Raw genomic sequence first — 20823 nt, forward strand, 5'->3', positions numbered from 1 at the left:
CGCGTTGCCCGTGTCCGGTCACGGTTCGTGACCGGCGCTCGGCATTGACGCGAACGGCCTGCCCGCCGGCCTCCGGCGCGCCCCTGGCCGGGCGGGGTTGCGGAAGGCCCGGCGCCCCCGCAGCGTTAACCTCGACGTCAGGAGCCCTTCGCACATCCGTGCCACGGCTGAAGTGCTAAGCAGGAGCGGCCTGTGCCTGAGGCGCCGGTGACCACCGGATCCGTGCCGACGGCCGCGTCATCCGCCGGGGATACGCGGCCGGTCCAGGCTGCCCTGTCCGCGACCGACCGCACGCCGTCCACCGCCGACCGCACGCCGCTCGCGGGCGGCCAGCTCCCGCGCACCGGGCCGTCCGCCGCGCACGGCGGCCGCGACGGCGCCGAGGGCGGGTCGGGGTCCTCGCCCGTCCCGGACGCCACCGGAGAGGACGCCGAGAGCGGCTCGCCGGTGGTGCCGCGGCTGGGCCACGAGTCGCCTCCGCTGCCTCGCCGGGTCCGCCGCTTCTCCCGGCTGGGGGCGCACCGCGCCACGCCGCCCTCGTCGCTGGATCCGGTGCTGCGGGGGCTGGTCGCGAACCACCCGCGGATGGACATCGGGCCGGTGCAGCGGGCGTTCGAGGTGGCCGACGCGGCCCACGCCGGGCAGGTCCGTTTCTCCGGGCACCCGTACATCACCCATCCGATCGCGGTCGCCAGCATCCTGGCCGATCTCGGCATGGACATCCCGACGCTGTGCGCCGCGCTGCTGCACGACACCCTGGAGGAGACCGACCTCCCGCCGGAGACGATCGAGGCCGAGTTCGGCCCGCAGGTGCTGCAGATCGTCGACGCCGTCAGCAAGCTCAACCGGGTCAAGGTCGGCGAGGCCGCGCAGACCGAGACCATCCGCCGGATGGTCGTCGCCATGGCGCGCGACCCGCGGGCCCTGGTGGTCAAGCTCGCTGACCGCCTGCACAACATGCGGACGCTGCGCTTCCTGCCCGAGCACAAGCAGGAGCGCAAGGCGCGCGAGACGCTGGAGATCTACGCGCCGCTGGCCCACCGCCTCGGGATGAACTCCCTCAAGTGGGAGCTGGAGGACCTGGCCTTCGCGGCGCTGTACCCGAAGCGCTACGACGAGATCGTCCGCCTTGTGGCCGACCGGGCACCCAGCCGCGACGTCTACCTCACCGAGACGTCCACGCAGGTGCAGACGCAGCTGGCCGAGGCGAGGATCAAGGCCGTGGTGACCGGCCGGCCGAAGCACTACTACTCGATCTACCAGAAGATGGTCGTCCGCGGCCGGTCCTTCGAGGACATCTACGACCTCGTCGGCATCCGGGTCCTGGTCGACTCGGTGCGGGACTGCTACGCGGCGCTGGGCACCGTCCACGCGAACTGGAAGCCGATCCCGGGCCGGTTCAAGGACTACATCGCGATGCCCAAGTACAACATGTACCAGTCGCTGCACACGACGGTCATCGGGCCCGAGGGCAAGCCGGTCGAGCTGCAGATCCGCACGCACTCGATGCACAACCGGGCCGAGTACGGCATCGCGGCGCACTGGAAGTACAAGGAGGACGGCTCCGGCGCGGGCTCCCGGTCCGGCGGCTCCCGCTCGTCGGGCTCGTCGGCGTCGCGGCGGGCCGCCGCGAACAGCGGCGCCGGGGGCACCGACCCGAACCTGCGCAACTGGCTGCGCCAGATTTTGGACTGGCAGCGCGAGACGGCCGACCCGGGGGAGTTCCTCGACAGCCTGCGCTTCGACATGGCCGACGACGAGGTCTTCGTCTTCACGCCGAAGGGCGACGTCATCCCGCTGCCGGTCGGGTCGACGCCGATCGACTTCGCCTACGCCGTACACACCGACATCGGCCACCAGTGCGTCGGCGCCCGGGTCAACGGCCGGCTCGCGGCGCTCGACACCGCGCTGGAGAACGGCGACACGGTCGAGGTCTTCACCTCGCGGGCCCACTCGGCCGGCCCGAGCGAGGACTGGCTGACCTTCGTCCACTCGTCCCGCGCCCGGACGAAGATCCGCCAGTGGCACGCCCGGGAGCGCCGCGAGGACGCGATCGTCGCCGGCCGGGACGCGATCGGCCGGGCGATGCGCCGTCACGGCCTCCCGCTGGCCCGCCTGATGACCGGCGACGCGCTGCTGACCCTGGCGAAGGACATGCGCTACGCCGACGTCGCGGCGCTGTACGCGGCGGTCGGAGAGAAGAACATCAGCGCGCAGGCGGTGGTGAACCGGCTGCTACAGGGGCTCGGCGGTCCCGAGGGCGCCGAGGAGGACGCGGCCGAGATCGAGCTGCCGATCCGGGCCCTGCGCCGGGCCACCGGTGACGCCGGCGTGCTCGTCACCGGTTCCCCGGACGTGTGGGCCAAGCTGGCCCGCTGCTGCACGCCGATGCCCGGCGACGCCATCGCCGGCTTCGTCACCCGGGGCAAGGGCGTGTCGGTGCACCGCGCCGACTGCGTCAACCTCGCCGGCCTGCGGGGCGGCCCGCACGACCGGACGGTCGAGGTGGAGTGGGCGCCGTCATCGGGCTCGGTCTTCCTGGTGGTGATCCAGGTGGAGGCGCTGGACCGGACCCGGCTGCTCTCCGATGTGACCAGGGTGCTGTCCGACCACCACGTCAACATCCTCTCCGCGTCGGTCACCACGACGCGCGAGCAGGTGGCGGTCAGCCGGTTCACCTTCGAGATGGGCGACGCCAAGCATCTCGGTCACATCCTCGACGCCGTCAGATCCACCGACGGTGTGTACGACTGTTTCCGAGTCACCTCGGACGCACAGAGCTGACTGCGAGGGGGCACGCCGTGAATGCTGAGGCCGCGGGAGCGGGTCTGCCGGCGGGCGGCGGCTTCTCGCCCGCACTGCCCGCACTGTCCAGGGCGGACGGTGACGCGGACTCCCGGACGATCGCCGCGGCCCGCCAGGCCAGCATGCGCCTGGCGCACCTGGCCCGCCGGATGGCCGCGCCGCGCACCCCGCAGGTGCCCCCCGAGCTGCGCGATCTCGTCGAGGCGCACCGGGACTTCCATCCCAGGGCCGACATCAGCGCGGTGATCCGCGCCTACTCGGTGGCGGACGGCCTGCACGCCGGCCAGACCCGGCGCAGCGGCGACCCGTACATCAGCCATCCGCTGGCCGTCGCCGAGGTGCTCGCCGAGCTCGGTGTCGACACGACGACCCTGATCGCCGCGCTGCTGCACGACACGGTCGAGGACACCGGCTACACCCTCGAGTCGGTCGCCGCAGAGTTCGGCGGGGAGGTCGCCAACCTCGTCGACGGTGTCACCAAGCTCGACAAGATGCGTTTCGGTGAGGCCGCCGAGGCCGAGACGCTGCGCAAGCTGATCGTCGCGCTCGCCCGCGACTACCGCGTCCTGGTCATCAAGATCGCCGACCGGCTGCACAACATGCGGACCCTCGGCTTCATGTCACCGGCCAAGCAGCAGAAGATCTCCCGGGTCACGCTCGAGGTCCTCGCTCCGTTGGCGCACCGCCTCGGGGTGAGCGTGATCAAACGGGAGCTCGAGGACCGCGCGTTCGCGGTGCTCGACCCCGAGGAGCACCGCCGGATCTCCACCGTCGTCGACGACTTCACCACCGCCGAGCGGGCGAGCGGTGTGCTCGCCGCGATGGTCACGCGGATGCGCGCCGGCCTCGCCGAGGCCCGGGTGGACGGCGCGGTGTCCATCCGGACCAGCCACATCTTCTCGATCTACAAGCGCGGCCAGGAACGCGGCCGCCAACCGCGCGACTACAACGACATCGTCCGGGTGCTCGTGCTCGTCGACGACATCACGGACTGCTACGCCTCGCTGGGTGTCATCCACGGGATCTGGCGACCGGTGCCCGGGCGGCTGCGCGACTTCGTGGCGACCCCCAAGTTCAACATGTACCAGAGCCTGCACACCAGCGTGATGGACGAGACCGGGCGCACGATCGACATCCAGATCCGGACCCCGTCCATGCACCGCCTGGCCGAGACCGGGATCGTCGCGAAGCCCGTCGGCCCCGGCGCGGACGGCGCCCGCCTCGAAGGGCTCTCCTGGCTGCACAGCCTGCTCGACTGGCAGGTCGACACCGTCGACCCGGGGGAGTTCCTGGAGTCGCTGTCGTCCGACCTGAACTCCGACGAGGTGCTCACCTTCACCCCCAAGGGCAAGATGATCGCCCTGCCGGCGCGCTCGTCGCCGGTCGACGTGGCCTACGCGGTCCACACCGACGTCGGCCACCGGGCCATCGGAGCCCGGGTGAACGGCCGGCTCGTGCCGCTGCACACCCGGCTGCGCAACGGCGACGTCGTCGAGATCCTCACCTCGAACCTGCCCGGCGCCGGCCCGAGCGAGGACTGGCTCGAGTTCGTGCGGACGTCCCGCGCCCGGGTCCGGATCCGCAAGCGGCTGGCCCGGCAGCGACGCGACGCGCAGGCCCGGGCCACCCAGGCGGCCGCGGACCGGTCGCTGGTGGTGACCGAGCGTGCGGCCTCCGACGCCCGCGCCGCGGGCGCGCCGTGGACAGCCCGGGGAGCGGGCGCGGGGGGCGGCGGGCGGGTCACCCGGCTGCGCCCGTCCGCGCAGCCCGCCCGGGTGGCGGACACGGTCGACCCGAATGGTCCCCGGGGCGGCGTCGACGGGACCGCGGGCTCGTCGCGCGCCCATTCCGGTGGTTCGACAATGCGCGCCGGTTCTCCACGTACCGGCGGCGCGGCTTCCCTGGGCGGTTCGATTATCTCGGGCGAACCCGCCGGATTGAACGGTTCCGTCGGGCTGAACGGCGCGGCCGCATTGAATGGCACGGCCGGTCCGCAGGAATCCGTGAGATCGGGTGACAGCGCCACTTCGGGCGACAGTGCCTCTTTGGGCGCCGCCGCCGGCCCGGGAGGGTCTGGTGGTCAGGGCCGAGACGCCCGTTCCGGTGGCTCCAGGGGCTCAGGGGAGGACAGCGCGCTGTCCCGGGGCGCGCGGCGTACGCGGCGTTCCACCGCGGCACAGCGTGGTGATCGCCCGGGTGGCCCGGACGGGCCCGGCACGGGGAGTTCCCAGGGCTGGGAATCCGCCTCGTCCGCGGGAGGTGACGGTTCCGCGCGCCGGGGAACACAGAACTGGGCGGGCTTCGCCGAGATCGACGGCGCGGATGTGCCGGTGCGGCTCGCGCGATGTTGTCTTCCGCTCCCGGGCGACACGGTCGTCGGCTTCACCACGCACAGCAGCTCGGTCTCTCTTCACCGGCAGGAATGCGCGAACGTCGCCGCTTCGGCGTCCTCGCGCGAGCAGGTGACCGTCAAGGGGTGGACCGCTCCGGAGAGTCAGACCTTCCCCGCGGAAATCGCCGTGGAGGCGTTCGACCGCTACGGATTGCTGGCGGATATCACCGAGGTCCTCTCGGACACCTCCGCCTCGGTGCGGGCAGCGTCCACGTCGACATCCGAGGACAGGGTGGCGCGCGCTCGCTTCACCATCGAGGTCACCGGCCCGGACCAGCTCGACCGCGTGCTGGCGGCCGTGCGCGGGGTAGGCGGCGTGTACGACTGTTACCGGGCATGTCAAACAACGGTATGACGCCGCGTGGCCACCCGGGAGATTTATGCTCTCCGTGTCGCTATGACCCCGGAAGTCGCGTTTCCCCGCATTCCGGGCAGCGGTGGAGATCGCGTCGAATGTGCCTGTCGCCGCCGTCGCGGAAAATCGACGGTGGCGCGGGAGATACGATGTAGAGTATCCCGTGTAGCCATCGGTGATGGGTGGGAGTACGCGTGGGATACCTTCAGGTCATCACGAGCATCGACTCACCGGACGCCGCGGATCGTATCGGCAGGGCTCTCGTCGAGCGGCGCCTCGCCGCCTGTTTCCAGGTGGTCGGGCCGATTCGGAGCACTTATCGCTGGAACGGCGAGATCGAACAGTCCGAGGAATGGCTGTGTCTCGCCAAAACAACTACCGACCGGGTGACCGAGCTGATCACGGAGCTCTCCGCCGCGCATCCCTACGAGACGCCGGAGATCATTGCGACTCCGATCGTGCATGGGCATACGGACTATCTCGACTGGATCTCGGCGGAGACCGAACCGACGGTCCACAACTGAGACATCCCGGCGCTGAGACATCCCGACATCCGGGCCGCCCGGTTGCCGGGATGTGCCCGGCAGCCGGCCTCCGGTGGGCGCCGGCCGCGGGGGCGCTCAGGTGAGCGCGCGGAGCTGCTCGTCGAGGTCGCGGACGGCCTGCGTCTGCTGCCAGGGCCGCAGATGCTCCCGGACGCGGCGGACCCTGGTCAGCCCGAGGGAGAAGTCGGTCGCCGCGACGATGGCGAGCGACTCGGTCGCGTACTGGGTGGCGGCCTCGATCTCCCGGCGCTGGATGTGGACCTCGGCGATGTCACCGAGCAGCAGGGACCGCTTCTTGGTGCCGCTGTGCGGGGTGGTGGCGCGCAGTGCCTCGGTCGCCGCCGCGTGGGCCGCGGCCGGGCGCCGCAGCCGGGTGTAGGTCGTGACCTTGATGCCGTCCAGACGGCCGCGGTCGAAGAACTGTGTCCAGACCCGGTCGCCGTCGTCGGCGCGGTCGAACGCGTCCTGGGCGCGGTCGAGGGCGGCCAGCGCGGCCCGCCCCTCACCGCGGGCCGCCTGCTCCTCGGCCTCCCGCCCGGCCAGCCAGGCCTTCGTCATGACGGTGCTGCCCGTCGCGGCGCGGCGCTGCGCCTCGGCCAGCAGTGCGCAGGCCTGGTCGTGACGGCCGATGCCCGCGCTGTGATAGCTCTCGTAGCCCAGCACGCAGGCCCACAGCGCGCTGTCGTCGGCCTCCCGCGCAGCCTCGATGGCGACCCGGTAGTAGGCCAGGGCCGAGGGGACGTCGTTCATGTCGAAGGCGAGCCAACCGGCCAGGGCGGCGGTCTCGCCGGCCGTGGAGGCGAGGTCCCGGCGGACCGGCGAGCGGCCGCTGGACTCCAGGAGCTGCGTGAGCGTCCCCAGATGCCCGGTGACCCGGGGGAACAGGGCCCGGGCCGGAACCCGCTCCTCGAGGCCGTACAGGCCCGCGGTGCAGCGGCTCAGCTCGTCCGCGAGCTCGGGGGTGACCGTGGTGCGCCGGCGCAGCGCGGCGGACAGCCGCTCCCAGGGCGCGTCGTCGCCACCCATGCCCAGCGGGACGACCGCGACACCGCCGGCCGCCGCGAACAGCCGCAGAAACCCGCGCCGCTCCACCGGGAGAGCGTTGTGCAGGCCGGCGTCGGCCTCGGCGGCCTGCAGGAGCAGCGTGCCGGCCGGCACGATCTCCCGGGAGGCCTTGTCCGCGCCGGACGCGTGCGCCGGAAGCCCAGTGTTGGGGTCGTCGTCCACGAAGCCGAGCTCCGCCGACGACCGCTCGAACAGGGCCCGCAGGAGCCGCTGGTAACGAAGGCTGGGCTTTTTATCGCCCTTCTCCCATTTGCAGATCATATTTCCCGTCACGCCGGCCTCACGGCCCTCGTGTATGACGGAAAAACGCCGGATCTCACTGGCCAGTCGTTCCTGCGACCAACCGCGTTCCTCCCGGCAGGTACGCAACCGCACGTTCGGAGTGCGGGTGATCCCGGCCGATGCCGGCCTGTGGTCGTTCGCCTGCGCAGTCCTCGGCGTGGCGCGACCAGCCGACGGTCCTGTCGAGCGCTGCATCGGGACCTCCGAGTCAAGCGGTTGACTTCAGGAGCTTAACCCTGAGTTAGCAAAGACGGTGATACCCCCTGTGTGGTCCTTCGGTGACAAGAAAGCGACAAATCATGGCACCGGTTGAGCTGCCCACAGGGAGTGGCCGGGTGGCGCCGAGGTGCGCGGCGTCGTCGTCCGGCTGGCGCACCACCATAGAGTCTGATGTCGTGAGAGTCGGACCCCTGCCTCAGAGCTCCAGCGGGCAAGGCCCCAGCGGGCGAGGCCCCCGCGCGCGCGGCGAGGCCCGGCCCCTGCGGGCATGGCAACGCGCAGCCCTGGAGACCTACCGGTCGCGCAGCGCGTCCGGCGGCCGCGACTTCCTGGCCGTCGCGACCCCGGGCGCCGGCAAGACGACATTCGCGCTGGAGATCGCCGCCGACCTGTTGGCCGCGGGCGAGGTGCGTTCGGTGACCGTGGTCGCCCCGACCGAGCACCTCAAGCGGCAGTGGGCCAACGCCGCCTCCGCGGTCGGGATCGACCTGGACCCGACCTTCCGCAACTCGGCCGGCGCCACCGCGTCGGACTACACCGGGGTCGCGGTCACCTACGCCCAGGTCGCCGCGCACCCCGCCCTGCACCGCATGCGCACGGCCGCGCGCCGCACGCTGGTGATCCTCGACGAGATCCACCACGCGGGCGACGCCCTGTCCTGGGGCGAGGCGGTCCGGGAGGCGTTCGAGCCGGCCGCCCGCCGGCTCGCGCTCACCGGAACCCCGTTCCGGTCCGACGTCAACCCGATCCCGTTCGTGACCTACCTGCCCGACGCCGAGGGCGTGACGCGCAGCGTCGCGGACTCCTCCTACGGCTACGCCGAGGCGCTGCGTGACGGTGTGGTCCGTCCCGTGCTCTTCCTCGCCTACTCGGGTGAGATGTCCTGGCGCACCAGCGCCGGCGCGGAGCTCAGCGCCCGGCTCGGCGAGCCGCTGAACAGCGAGCAGACCGCGGCAGCGTGGCGCACGGCCCTCGACCCCCGCGGAGACTGGATGCCCGCGGTCCTGGCCGCCGCCGACACCCGGCTCTCCCAGGTGCGCCGGGGCGGGATGCCGGATGCCGGAGGCCTGGTCATCGCGACCGACCACACCAACGCCCGCGCCTACGCCGGCCTGCTGCGGCGGATCACCGGCGTGTCTCCCGTGATCGTCCTCTCCGACGACCCGACCGCCAGCACGAAGATCGCCACGTTCCGTGAGTCGACGGACCGGTGGATGGTCGCCGTCCGCATGGTCAGTGAGGGCGTGGACGTCCCCCGCCTGGCGGTTGGCGTGTACGCCACCTCGGCCTCGACGCCGCTGTACTTCGCCCAGGCCGTCGGCCGGTTCGTCCGTGGCCGCGGACGCTCGGAGACGGCGTCGGTGTTCCTGCCCAGCGTCCCGTCGCTGCTGGCACTCGCCGGCGAGATGGAGGTCCAGCGCGACCACGCGCTCGACAAACCGCAGCGTGAGCCGGACGCGTTCGACGACGACGCGCTGCGCGAGGCCAACCGCCGCCGCGACACCCCCGAAAAGCCCGACACCCTGTTCACCGCGCTCGGCTCCTCCGCCCAGCTCGACCGGGTGATCTTCGACGGCGGCGAGTTCGGCACGCCGGCGGCCTCCGGCTCCCTCGAGGAGGAGGACTTCCTGGGTCTGCCGGGCCTGCTCGAGCCCGACCAGGTCGCGACCCTGCTGCGCCAGCGCCAGGCGGCGCAGCAGGCCGCCGCGGCGAAGGCGCGGCCCGCGGCCGGCGAACCCGTGGTGCCGGCCGCGCGGCAGGGGGAGGCGGGCACCGACCCGGCCGACCGGCCCGTCCACGAGCAGATCGGCGACCTGCGGCGCGAGCTGAACAAGCTTGTCGCCGCGCACTACCATCGCACCGGAAAGCCGCACGGGATGATCCACGCCGAGCTGCGCCGCTCCTGCGGCGGCCCGCCGAGCGCCCAGGCCAGCACGGCCCAGCTTCAGGCCCGGATCGACACGATGCGCCGCTGGGCCGGCTGAGCCGCCCCGCCGACCCCGGTCAGACCCAGCCCGGCGACCCTCCGTCGGCCTCGTCCAGCGCGCCGGTCCTCGTCCGTCCAGGTTGTTCCGCCGCCCCGTCCCGGGCGGTCAGTCCGGGGCGGGGCGGCGGGGCGATGGGGCGGATCGAGGTCAGGGCCCCTGGGTGATCTCGATCGACTTGATCTGCGGCTTGCTGGCCGGCGCGCCGTCCGACCCGCCGCCCTCGACACCCGGGGACGTCAGCTTGTCCAGGACGTCGAGGCCCTCGGTGATGTGGCCGAAGACGGTGTAGCCGCCGGCGAGCGCCGCGGCGCCCTGCTGGCTCGGGTCGGCGTAGTTGATGAAGAACTGGCTGCCGTTGCTGTCCGGCTGGCTGCTGTGCGCCATGGCCAGGACACCCCGGTTGTAGTTCACGCCCTCGGTGTTCTCGTTGGCGTAGCCGAAGCCCGGGCCGCCCATCCCACTGCCGGTCGGATCCCCGCACTGCAGCACGTTGATGCCGGCGTCGGCGCCACCCGTCTGCCGGTGGCAGGCGGTGTCGTTGTAGAAGCCCGCCTCGGCGAGCGTGCGCAGCGCGTTCACCGTGCAGGGAGCCTTGTCCGCGTCGAGCGCGGCCGTCATCGTGCCCTGGTCGGTGGTGATGACCATGGTGGCGGGGGCCTTGTTCACCGTGGCGGCGGCCGTCGGGAGCCCCACCGGGCGGGACGGCGACTCGCCGCTCGAGGTGTAGACGCAGTCACCGACCTTGCTCGTCTGCCCGGCCGGCACCGCCGGTGCCGCCGACGCCGACGGGTTGGCCGCGGGATCGGTCGCGCTGAGATTGTCGTTGTCCCCGCCGCCGCTGAGCAGGACCGCGGCGATCACCGAGCCGACGATGGCCACCACGGCCACCGCCGCGACGATCGTCAGGCGGCGTTGCCGTCGCTGGTACGCCTGGCGGCGGCGCTGCGCCTGGCGCGCCGCCCGCGCGGCGGCTATCTCGCGCTGCCGCCGTTCCTTCGTGCTCGACACCCTCGCCGGCCTCCCGCTCCTCGTCAGCGTGACTACCGGATGGTCATCAGGTCGTCACCAGGTCATCCGTCCATCAGGTGATCGGCCCCGGCCGGCAATCCTCGTCAGCGTGCCGGCACCGGTCCGCCACGAGTGTGCGCATCCGGACCTGTGCGCGACCTGTGAGCCGCGCGTAGTCCGTCCGGGGCGTCGGTGCGACACGGAACCCGAGGGCGTGACCGGGCGCACCGCCGTCACACAGGGTACGCGGGGGGAATGCCGTGGAAACCGGTGTGCCGAGCCGGGCGCGGCGGGCCCTTACGGCAGGGGGTCCGGGGAGGCGACTGATAGCGTCTGCGCACAGGGAACCGATACGAAGGCTGACACGAATTCATGCTCGACAAGCGCTTCATCCGGGAAAATCCCGACGCCGTGAAGGAGGCTGTCCGCCTCAAGGGCGTCGACCTCGACGTCGACGAACTGCTCCAGCTCGACCAAGAGAACCGCAAGCTGCAGTTCGAGGTCGACGAGGCCCAGGCCCGGCGCAAGTCCTTCGCCAAGCAGTTCGCCAAGGCTGACGAGGCGCGCCGCGCCGAGCTGCGTGCCGAGCACGCCGAGTTCGACCGGCAGCTCCGTGACCTGCGCGAGCAGCTCACCCGGACGAGCACGCGGATGTCCGAGCTGATGCTGCTCACCCCGGGCATCCCCTGGGAGGGCGCCCCGGTCGGCCCGGACGAGTCCGCGAACGTGGTGGTCCGCACCGTGGGCACCCGCCCGGAGTTCGACTTCACCCCGATCGACCACACCGAGCTCGCCGAGAAGCGCGGCTGGGCCGAGTTCGCCCGGGCCCGCAGGGTCGCCGGTGAGCGGGCGTACGCCCTGGTCGGCGACATGGTCATGCTCGAGCGGGCGGTCCACTCCTACGCCCTCGACCTGCTGCGCGAGCGGGACTTCACCCCGGTGTCGGTCCCCGCGCTGGTCAAGGAGGGCCCGCTCGTCGGTACGGGCATGCTCCCGAAGGCCCGCGAGGAGATCTACGAGATCCCCGCCGACGACGCGTTCCTCGCCGGGACGGCGGAGGTGGCCCTGGTCGGCCTGCACGCCGGGGAGATCATCGACGCCAGGCGCCTGCCGATCCGCTACGCTGGCATCTCGCCGTGCTTCCGGCGCGAGATCGGCAGCGCCAGCCGGGACGTCCGCGGGCTACTGCGGGTACACCAGTTCGAGAAGGTCGAGCAGTTCGTCCTGTGCGTGAACGACCCGGCGGAGTCAGCCCGCTGGCACGCGGAGCTGCTGGCTACGGCCGAGCACATCCTGGCCGACCTGGGCCTGCACTACGAGGTCGTCGAGTGCTCGACCGGGGACATGGGCCTGGGCAAGTTCCGGAYGAACGACATCAACACGTGGTTCCCCACCCTCGACCTGTTCCGGGAGACCCACAGCTGCTCGACGCTGCACGACTGGCAGGCCCGCCGGGCGAACCTGCGCTACCGCGACGCGGACGGCAACGTACGTTTCGCGCACACCCTCAACAACACCGCGGTGGCCACGCCCCGCCTGCTGGCCGCGATCCTGGAGAACTTCCAGACCGCCGACCACCAGGTCAGGGTGCCCGAGGTACTGCGCCCCTACCTCGGCGGTCGCGACCTGCTCTGAGCCGCGACCTGCTCTGAGCCAGCCGTGATGTGGGGGCTGGTGGGGCGGCTTAGCTCGTCGAGGGATGGCGGCGGGAGCGGGTGGCGCGGATCAGGGCCGGCGTGGCGACGGTGAGGCGGCGGCCCAGGCCGACGGATACCCGTCGGTCGAGGATCTGGTAGTCGGCGCGTTCGATCTCGTCCAGGATGTCGCCGTAGAGGTGGAACGCGGTCCAGAGGCAGTCGCGGGACGTCGGGTGCAGCAGCCGGATGCCCGGTCGGGCCGAGCGGAACAGCTCCCGCGCACGGGCGATCTCGTGGGTCAGCAGCCGGCGCACGGGGCCGTCGACCACCCCGGTGGCGAGGCGCTCCCTGGTGACTCCGAACAGGTCCAGGGACGTCTGCGGAAGGTAGACGCGGCCGCGGCGCAGGTCCTCCCCGACGTCGCGGAGGAAGTTCGCGAGTTGGAAGGCGGCGCCGAGGTCGCGGGCGTACGGTTCCGCCGAGGCGTCGACGGGCTCGAGGATGGGCAGCATCTGCAGGCCGATCACCACCGCCGAGCCGTGGACGTAGACCATGAGGTCGTCCCAGGTGGCGTAGCCGGTGACGGTCAGGTCCATCGCCATCGAGGTCAGGAAGGCCTCGAAGTACGCGACCGGCAGGTCGAAACGCCGAATCGTGTGCAGGACGGCTGGCAGCACCCCGGCATCCCCGGCACCGACGGAGCCTGCCCCGCTCCCGTCGACCCCGACCCCTACTTCGTCCGAGCCGGTGGCGAGTGCGGTGAGGAAGAGGTTGCCCCACTGTCGCAGCCACTGTGCCTTCGCCTCGTCGGTCAGCGTCGAGTCGAGGTCGTCCACGATCTCGTCGGCGTACCGCGCGAAGCCGTACAGGGCGTGGACGTGCGGGCGCTTCCACCGTGGCAGCAGGAGGGTGGCCAGGTAGTAGGTGCGCCCGTGGACGGCGTTCAGCTCGCGGGCGGCGCGGTAGGAGCTCCGCAGGCGTGGATCGGTGATGCCGGCCGCGTCCAGCTCGCTGCGCAGGCCGCTCACAACAGCCAGCGTAGCCGGCGGATCAGCACAACCGGCGGATCAGGGCAGGCGGCGGATCAGGGCACCCGGCGGATCAGCGTTGCCGGCGGATCAGGGTAGCCGGGAGGACAGCGCGAGTGAGAGCGCGGCGGCGGCCAGCCCGAGCCCGAGGGAGAGGCCGACGAACCAGGTCGTGATCTCCCGGTACTCCGTGCGGTAACCGATGGAGCTGCCCAGGCCCCGGTAGACGGACTGCAGCTCGTCACCGGAGGTCGCCCGGTGGTACGAGCCGCCTGTCTGGTCGGCCAGCTCACGCAGGGCTTCCTCGTTGACCGGTACGGGGATCTGCTGGCCGCCGACGTCGAGGGTGCCGTCCGAGGTGCCGTAGGCGATGGTGTCGACGGGGATCTCGGCGTCGCGCGCGGCCGTCGCCGCCTGCGCGTTCGGGCGCCCTCGTGTGGTCTCACCGTCCGAGAGCAGGACGATCGCGGCGGGCGGTGGTGGCTGCCCCTCGTCGGAGAGCCGCTGCCCGGCGGTGGCGATCGCCTGCAGGGAGGCGTAGATGCCCTCACCGACGGCGGTCGCCGGGCCGAGCTGCAGCCCGCGGATTCCCGAGCGCACCGACTCCCGGTCGGTCGAGGCGGGGACGAGGACGGCCGCCGAGCCCGCGAACGACACCAGCCCGAGGTTGATCCGCGGCGGGAGCTGGTCGACGAAGGCCTGGGCGCCCTGCTTGGCCGCCTCGAGCCGGGTCGGTGTGATGTCGGTGGCGGCCATCGAGTTCGACACGTCGATGGCCAGGATGATCGTCGCTCGTTCGCGTGGCACCCGTTCGGCCCGGGCGGGGCGGGCCATCGAGACGACCAGGCCGGCCAGGGTGAGCAGCAGCAGTGCCGCCGGGACGTGGCGGCGCCACCACTGCGGGCGGCGCGGCAGGACGCTGGAGAGCAGGGCGGTCGACGACAGCCGCGCGGCGTAGACCCGACGGCGCAGCGACACCACGACGTAAGCCGCCGTCAGCGCGCCGACGGCGAGGAAGAGCCACAACCAGTGACCGGCCAGGAAGCTCACGGCGCCGCCGCCCGCCTGCCCCGACGGCCGCCTGCCCCGGCCACAGCTGCTGTCCCGGGTCGACCCCGGCCGGTGGCCGGCGGGAGCGATCGCGGGTGGCCCGGTAGCCGGGTCGAGTCCACGGGTGGGCGTCGTGCCGCGCCGCGGCTCGTCCGGCTCGCCGAGACGAAGCGGACGATGTCGATCAGCCAGTCGGAGTCGGTGCGCAGCACCAGGTGCCCGGCGCCCGCCCGGCGCAGCGCGAGGGCGACCTGGGAGCGGTGCTCGGCCGCGGCCAGGCGGTAGCGCTCACGCAGTCGCCGTGAGGACGTCGGAACCTCCACCAGCTCGCCGGTCTCCGCGTCCACGACCGGAAGCAGGCCCACGGCGGGCAGCGTCAGCTCGGCCGGGTCGAGGACCTCGACCGCGAGGAGCTGGTGGCGCGCCGCGAGGACGCGCATCGGCCGTTCCCAGTCGAGGTCGGTGGAGAGGAAGTCGCTGACGACCACCGCGAGGCCACGACGCCGGCGCGGGCGGTCCAGGGCGGCGATCGCGGCGGCGAGATCGGTGGCGGCCGCCGGGTCGGGCCGGCGCAGCGGCCGGTCGTGCGCCCCCTCGGGGACCGTCAGCAGGGTCCGCAGCAGCGTTCGCAGGCCCTGGCGGCCGGGCCGGGCCGGGATGACCCGTGGCCCGGCCGGGGTGAGGGCCACGGCTCCCATCCGGTTGCCCGTGCGGGCGGTGAGGAAGCCGATCGCCGCCACCGCGGCGATCGCCAGATCGCGCTTGCGGACCGAGGTGGTGCCGAACTCCTGGCTGGCCGTCAGGTCGACCAGCGCCCACGTCTCCAGCTCCCGGTCGGCGATCAGGTCGTGCACGTGCGGGACGGTCGTCCGCGCGGTGACCGCCCAGTCCATCCGGCGGACGTCGTCGCCGACGTTGTACTCCCGGCTCTCGGCCTTCTCGGTGCCCTGGCCGGGCAGCAGGCCGAGATGATCGCCGAGCAGCATGCCGTCCAGCCGGCGGGTCACGGTGAGCTCGAGGCCGCGCAGCGTCCGCTCGACCGACGGCGACGTCGCCGCGGGCTGGGGCGCGGCCGGATCCGCGCGGGGAGCGGTCACCGGGACGACCCGCCATCGAAGTACTCGGGGAAGCCGGTGCGTGGGTCGGTGCGCCAGCGCCCGGAGTGCGTGACCGGTGGGGGGATGCGCCCGTTGCGCCCGTGGTCGGCGCCGGCCTGCTGGCGGGGCGCGACCTGGGGGTGCGGCAGCGCGTCGAGGACGCGGCCGGCGATCTCCTCGGCGGTGAGCCCCTCGGCCAGCGCCTCGTAGGAGAGGACCAGACGGTGCGGCAGGACGTCGAGCGCGACCGCGGACACGTCGTCGGGAACCACGTAATCCCGGCCGCGCAGCAGGGCGAGCGCCCGGGCCGCGGCGATGAGGCCGAGCGAGGCCCGGGGGGACGCGCCGTACGCGAGGTGCCCGGCCAGTTCGGGGAGGTCGACGTCGGCGGGGGAGCGGGTCGCGAGCACCAGGCGGACGGCGTACTCGGTGATCGCGTGGTGGACGAACACGTCGTCCGCGCGGTTCTGCAGCCTGATGAGGGACTCCGGCTCGAGGACGCCCTCGGCGGTGGGCGGCCGCACGCCCATCCGCCGGACGATCTCCAGCTCCTCGGCCGCGGTCGGGTACGGAACGTTGACCTTCATCAGGAAGCGGTCGCGCTGCGCCTCGGGTAGCGGGTAGACGCCCTCCGACTCGATCGGGTTCTGCGTCGCCAGCACAAGGAAGGGCCGCGGCAGCGGGTGAGTGACCCCGCCGAGGGATACCTGCCGTTCCGACATCACCTCGAGCAGCGCCGACTGCACCTTCGCGGGCGCGCGGTTGATCTCGTCCGCGAGAACGAAGTTCGCGAAGACCGGGCCGAGTTCGATGTCGAATGTCTCCCGGCTGCTGCGGAAGATCCTCGTTCCGATGATGTCCGAGGGGACGAGGTCGCTGGTGAACTGGATCCGTACGAAGGAGCCGCCGACGACCGTCGCCAGCGTCTGCACGGCCAGCGTCTTGGCGACGCCGGGCACGCCCTCCAACAGGCAGTGCCCCCGGGCCAGTAGCGCGACGAGCATGCGCTCGACCATGTGATCCTGGCCGACGATGACCTTCTTGACCTCGAACAACGCCCGCTCGAGCAGGGCCGCGTCGTTGGCCGCCTCGATCGCGGAGGGCTCGGCCGGACGGCTGGCCGCCGAACCCGAGCCGGCGGGCGCCCGGACCTCCGCGCCGGGTGCCGCCACGCCGGGATCGGTCGTCCACTCGTTCATGGCGCCATCCTCCCAGACGCTGTGCGGAATCGAGTGCCAACGGACTCGGGACAGTGTGGCCGGAAGCCTCTTCTAAGGTGCCCTTCAGGAAGTTCTCACCTAATACCGCGCCGAAACTCCGGGGACACGAAACCCGGGTGATGCCCCGAACGCCCAATGACACATTGCGGCGTCAGGGAATAGCCCTCAGTGTCCGCGTGCGGTAGCCACGATCACGGCCGAGAACCCGCTCGGCGGCCAGCCGGCCCGATATCAGCACCATCGGAACTCCCACCCCCGGCCGGGTCCCGCTGCCGGTGAACACCACGTTGGCCAGTCCCGGCGCCAGGTTGGACGGCCGGAACGGGCCGGTCTGGCGGAAGGTGTGCGCCGCCGCGAACGGCGCGCCGGCGGCCATCCCGCGGGCCCGCCAGTCCGCCGGGGTGGTCACCTGCTCGACGTCGATCGACGTTCCGAACCCGGGGTAGCCGGCACGCTCCAGTGTGGCGACGACCTCGTCGCGGTACCGCGGGCCGAGGACCGACCAGTCCAGCGGCGCGGTCAGGTTCGGGGTGGGGAACAGGACGTAGTAGCTGTGCCCGCCCGCCGGCGCGGCCGCCGGCTCGGTGACCGACGGCGTGCTCACCAGGAACGACGGGTCGCTCATCAGCTCCCCGCGCCGGATGATCTCGTCGAAGGTGCGCCGCCACGCGCCCCCGAAGTGGATCGTGTGGTGCGTCCCGGATGGGTGGGCGCCCCGGGCGCCGGCGAGCAGCAGGAAGCAGGACGGCGAGTACCGCAGGCGGTCCAGCCGCGCCGGGGCGGCGGAGGCGGGCAGCAGGTCGCGGTAGGCCACCGGGAGGTCCGGGTTGAGGATCACGACGTCCGCCGCCACCCGCTCGCCGGCGGTGGTGTGCACGGCGACCGCCCGCCCGCCGCGGACCTCCACCCGGTTCACCTCGGTGCCGTAGCGGAAGGTGGCCCCGTGCCGGGCCGCCGCCCCGGCCATGGCCGCGGCGACCGCGTGCGGGCCGCCGTCGGCGTGGAAGACGCCGGCCACCGAGTCCATGTAGGCGATCACGGCGTACAGCCCGAGCGCCTCGTGCGGGTCGAGCCCGGCGTACATCGCCTGGAAGGAGAACAGCCGCCGGGTCCGCGGGTCGCGAAGGTACCGTCCGACCACGGTGTCCAGGCGGCGGAACCCGCCGAGCGCCGCCACCCGGGCCAGCGAGGGCCGCATCAGGGCCAGCGGCGAGTCGACCTGGGCGTCGATGAAGTCGCGCATCTGCGCCTGGAACATGCGGGTCGCGAACCGGGTGAAGTCACGGAACCCGGCTGCCTCGGCCGGCCCGCACAGCTCCCGCACCCCCTGCTCGGTGTGCTCCGGGTCGGCGCGGACGTCCAGCACGGACCCGTCCGCGAAGCGGGCCCGGTACATCGGGTCGAGGCGGCGCAGCGGCAGCCACCGGCCGAGGCCCTCGCCCACGCAGTCGAGCGCGTCCGCCACCAGGTCCGGCATGGTGAGCACGGTCGGCCCGGTGTCGAACCGGTAGCCGCCCAGCCGTAGCGACCCCGCGCGCCCACCGGGGGCGTCGTCACGTTCCAGGACGGTGACCCGCCGGCCCGCGCCGGTCAGCCGGAGCGCGGCCGAAAGTCCGCCCAGCCCGGCTCCGACGATGACGACGTGGTCCGTCGGCCCGGTCACTGTTCGCATCGGAGGTCCTCTCTGCACCCGCCCGGCCGTCCACCGCTCGGGTGGGTACGGTCTCACCGGGCCCGAGCGGGCCTCCGCTCCGCCCGCCGCAGGTGGCCCCGCCGCCGCGGCCCCATCGGTGGGGCCACCTCGGTGGGACGGCCCGGCGCCCACCCGGTGACCGCCGCGCGGCGGGAGCCCTGGACCGCCGCCCGGGGCGGGCCAGGGGCGGCCGTGCGCCGAACATCTCACCGCGGACGGGACCTCGGGCCGGCGCCCGGTGCCGGCGGTAGCGGGTAGCGTTCGACCGTCCTGATCGGCGACCCGGTGGGGTCGCCGCGTCCAGAGGTCGTCCAGAGGTCGTGCGGAGGTGTCGTGTCTGATCTCGTCGTCGTCGCGCTCGGCGTCGCGCTGCTGGTGGTGACCGGCAGCGCTCTCATCCTGCTCCGGATGCCGCCGGAACGGCTCGAGCGCACGGTCGACGAGGTGACGTCCGTGGAGGTCCGGCTCGCCGCCGGCCGGGTCGAGATCGGCGAGTACGACCGGTCGGACGTCGCCGTCGAGATCCTCGCGCGCCGCCGACCCGGGCGGGCGAGGCCGACCATGACCCGCTCGGGCGGTGTGCTGCGGATCGACGGGCGGACGAGCGAGGCGCTGGCCCGGCTGAAGCTGCCGCGCGGGACGAAGGCCCGGGCCGAGGTCCGGATGGGGGAGATCACCCTCTGGGGCTCCGCCGGTGACCTGGTGCTGGTCACCGAGGGCGGCGGCATCACCGGGCGGGAGCTCTCCGGTGCGCGGGTCAGTGCCCGTAGCCGGACCGGCGACGTCAACCTGCACTTCGACGGCCCGCCGGACGACCTGTCCGCGGTCAGCGAGGACGGCATGGTGACCCTCGTGTTGCCCGAGGATGAGTACGGGGTCGAGGCGGAGGCCGGGAACCCGCAGTCCGCGGTCGTCGACCTGCCGAGCGTGCCGGGGGCCGCGCGCCGGGTGCTGGCGCGCAGCGTGGCCGGCAGGATCAGGATCAGGCCCGCGTCACCGCGCGGCCCGGTGCGGATCTAGCGCCGACCCGGCGCCGCGGTGGCCGTCACGGGCTCGGCAGGCCCTGTCCGGGGTATGGGCTGCGGCCGGATTACTCTCTTCTGCATGACAGGGTCCCTCTCATGACGGCGGCTGGGAGCACGACGCGGATGTCGACCCCGACGGTGGCCGAGTGCCTGGCCTCCGGACGTACCTCTTTCTCCTTCGAGTTCTTCCCACCGAGGACGGCCGAGGGCGAGCGGCATCTGTGGACCGCGCTGCGTGAGATCGAGGCCCTGCACCCGACCTTCGTGTCGGTGACCTACGGAGCCGGCGGTTCCACGAGGGACGGGACCATCCGGGTCACCGAGCGCATCGCCACCGAGACCACGCTGACGCCCATCGGGCACCTGACCGCGGTGAACCACTCGGTGGGCGAGCTGCGTCAGGTCATCGGCGGCTACGCCGGCGCGGGCGTGCGCAACGTGCTGGCGCTGCGGGGCGATCCGCCGGGCGACCCGCAGGCGGAATGGGTGCGTCATCCCGACGGCCTGGGGCACGCCGACGAGCTCGTGCGGCTCGTCCGTTCCCTCGGGGATTTCTGCGTCGGCGTCGCAGCCTTCCCGGACAAACACCCGCGGTCGCCGGATCTGGAGACCGACGCGCGGTTCCTGGTGCGAAAGCTGGACGCGGGCGCCGACTTCGCCATCACCCAGTTCTTCTTCGGTGCCGACGACTATTTCCGGCTGGTCGAACGCGTACGGCGGCTCGGCTGTGACGCACCGATCATTCCGGGTGTGATGCCGGTTACCAATGTGGCCCAGATCGAGCGCATGGCGCAGCTTTCCGGCGCGGATTTCCCGGCGGATCTCGCGGCCCGTCTGTATGAGGTCGCGGACGATCCCGCCGCGGTCCGGGCGATAGGTGTCGAGGTCGCCACGGAGCTCTCCGAGCGGCTGCTCGCCGGCGGCGCGCCGGGGCTGCACTTCATCACGCTGAACCGTTCCAGCGCGACGCGTGAGATCTACCAGTCCCTGGGCCGCTGACGATCCGCCTGTGGCCTGTGGCCTGTGGCCTGTGGCCTGTGGCCTGTGGCCTGTGGCCTGTGGCCGCGCGGTGCGGCGCCGCGCTCCCCGTCCGGCCGGGGCACCTGTACTCCGCACGTTTGGTTTTCATGCTTTGACCTGCCCGTTTCGTGATCACGGGGGTTTGGTCGGGTCTACTCCGAGGAGGTTGAGTACGCGCTGCTGGAGCGGTGTGGGCCGGGGGATGTAGGCGGGCTGGCCGTCGCGGGCGGGCACGAGACGCAGGCCGGAGAGGGCTTCGAGTAGGAGCCGGCCGGTGGGCTTGGCGGGTCGGCCAGCGTAGAGACCGGCGACCGTTCCGGTCGGACCGGTGGAACGCCGGACCTCTCGTTCGATCAGCGAGAACAGCAGCAACGCGAGGCCGACGACGTGGAGC

At 72.6% G+C, this 20823-nt stretch carries 14 protein-coding genes and 1 pseudogene; 7 read left to right on the top strand and 8 right to left on the bottom strand.

Annotation, left to right across the window (positions count from 1 at the left end; genetic code table 11):
• The first annotated feature begins 192 nt into the window (after positions 1 to 192).
• The 3 genes from BBK14_RS11435 (at position 193) to cutA (ending at position 6076) form a co-directional block, all read left to right on the top strand.
• Positions 193 to 2784, top strand: coding sequence for a RelA/SpoT family protein (locus BBK14_RS11435; protein ID WP_071061723.1), 2592 nt, complete (start codon positions 193 to 195; stop codon positions 2782 to 2784).
• A gap of 17 nt (positions 2785 to 2801) precedes the next feature.
• Entirely contained in the window at positions 2802 to 5552 is a 2751-nt protein-coding gene (locus BBK14_RS11440) for a RelA/SpoT family protein (protein ID WP_071061726.1), read from the top strand.
• A gap of 194 nt (positions 5553 to 5746) precedes the next feature.
• Positions 5747 to 6076 (top strand): divalent-cation tolerance protein CutA, encoded by a 330-nt coding sequence (cutA, locus tag BBK14_RS11445; protein WP_020462610.1) that lies wholly within the window; start codon positions 5747 to 5749, stop codon positions 6074 to 6076.
• Between the two features lie 96 nt (positions 6077 to 6172).
• Here the strand turns inward: cutA and BBK14_RS11450 are convergent, their stop codons facing one another.
• Positions 6173 to 7639, bottom strand: coding sequence for a helix-turn-helix domain-containing protein (locus BBK14_RS11450; RefSeq protein ID WP_071061728.1), 1467 nt, complete (start codon positions 7637 to 7639; stop codon positions 6173 to 6175).
• A 200-nt stretch (positions 7640 to 7839) separates the two neighbouring features.
• Between BBK14_RS11450 and BBK14_RS11455 the strand changes: the two genes are divergently transcribed.
• A complete protein-coding gene (locus BBK14_RS11455; protein ID WP_235015021.1) occupies positions 7840 to 9648 on the top strand; it encodes a DEAD/DEAH box helicase in 1809 nt (602 codons plus the stop codon).
• Between the two features lie 150 nt (positions 9649 to 9798).
• Here the strand turns inward: BBK14_RS11455 and BBK14_RS11460 are convergent, their stop codons facing one another.
• Positions 9799 to 10659: a peptidylprolyl isomerase gene (locus BBK14_RS11460; RefSeq protein ID WP_071061730.1), complete on the bottom strand. Its 861-nt coding sequence runs from the start codon at positions 10657 to 10659 to the stop codon at positions 9799 to 9801.
• Between the two features lie 372 nt (positions 10660 to 11031).
• Between BBK14_RS11460 and serS the strand changes: the two genes are divergently transcribed.
• Positions 11032 to 12294, top strand: coding sequence for a serine--tRNA ligase (gene serS, locus BBK14_RS11465; RefSeq protein WP_071061732.1), 1263 nt, complete (start codon positions 11032 to 11034; stop codon positions 12292 to 12294).
• 49 nt (positions 12295 to 12343) lie between these two features.
• Here the strand turns inward: serS and BBK14_RS11470 are convergent, their stop codons facing one another.
• From BBK14_RS11470 to crtI, 5 genes are all read right to left on the bottom strand, one after another.
• Positions 12344 to 13324, bottom strand: a complete 981-nt coding sequence (locus BBK14_RS11470; protein WP_071061734.1) for a phytoene/squalene synthase family protein — start codon at positions 13322 to 13324, stop codon at positions 12344 to 12346.
• Positions 13325 to 13414: 90 nt separating this feature from the next.
• Complete coding sequence (locus BBK14_RS11475; RefSeq protein ID WP_071061737.1) at positions 13415 to 14374, bottom strand: VWA domain-containing protein; 960 nt, start codon at positions 14372 to 14374, stop codon at positions 13415 to 13417.
• A complete protein-coding gene (locus tag BBK14_RS11480) occupies positions 14371 to 15471 on the bottom strand; it encodes a DUF58 domain-containing protein (protein ID WP_071061740.1) in 1101 nt (366 codons plus the stop codon). Before BBK14_RS11480 ends, BBK14_RS11475 begins: the two co-directional genes overlap by 4 nt.
• A complete protein-coding gene (locus tag BBK14_RS11485; protein WP_116430043.1) occupies positions 15468 to 16670 on the bottom strand; it encodes an AAA family ATPase in 1203 nt (400 codons plus the stop codon). Before BBK14_RS11485 ends, BBK14_RS11480 begins: the two co-directional genes overlap by 4 nt.
• 172 nt (positions 16671 to 16842) lie before the next feature.
• Entirely contained in the window at positions 16843 to 18363 is a 1521-nt protein-coding gene (gene crtI, locus BBK14_RS11490; protein WP_071061742.1) for a phytoene desaturase family protein, read from the bottom strand.
• 354 nt (positions 18364 to 18717) lie between these two features.
• Here crtI and BBK14_RS11495 point away from each other — a divergent pair, with 354 nt between their 5' ends.
• Together BBK14_RS11495 and metF are read left to right on the top strand one after the other, a co-directional pair.
• Complete coding sequence (locus tag BBK14_RS11495; protein ID WP_083390869.1) at positions 18718 to 19404, top strand: DUF4097 family beta strand repeat-containing protein; 687 nt, start codon at positions 18718 to 18720, stop codon at positions 19402 to 19404.
• Between the two features lie 101 nt (positions 19405 to 19505).
• A complete protein-coding gene (gene metF / locus BBK14_RS11500) occupies positions 19506 to 20408 on the top strand; it encodes a methylenetetrahydrofolate reductase [NAD(P)H] (RefSeq protein ID WP_071061746.1) in 903 nt (300 codons plus the stop codon).
• A 153-nt stretch (positions 20409 to 20561) separates the two neighbouring features.
• Here metF and BBK14_RS38170 read toward each other — a convergent pair.
• A pseudogene (locus tag BBK14_RS38170) lies at positions 20562 to 20823 on the bottom strand (IS1634 family transposase); the annotation flags it as partial.

It is taken from the genome of Parafrankia soli, assembly GCF_001854695.1.
Taxonomy (GTDB): domain Bacteria; phylum Actinomycetota; class Actinomycetes; order Frankiales; family Frankiaceae; genus Parafrankia; species Parafrankia soli.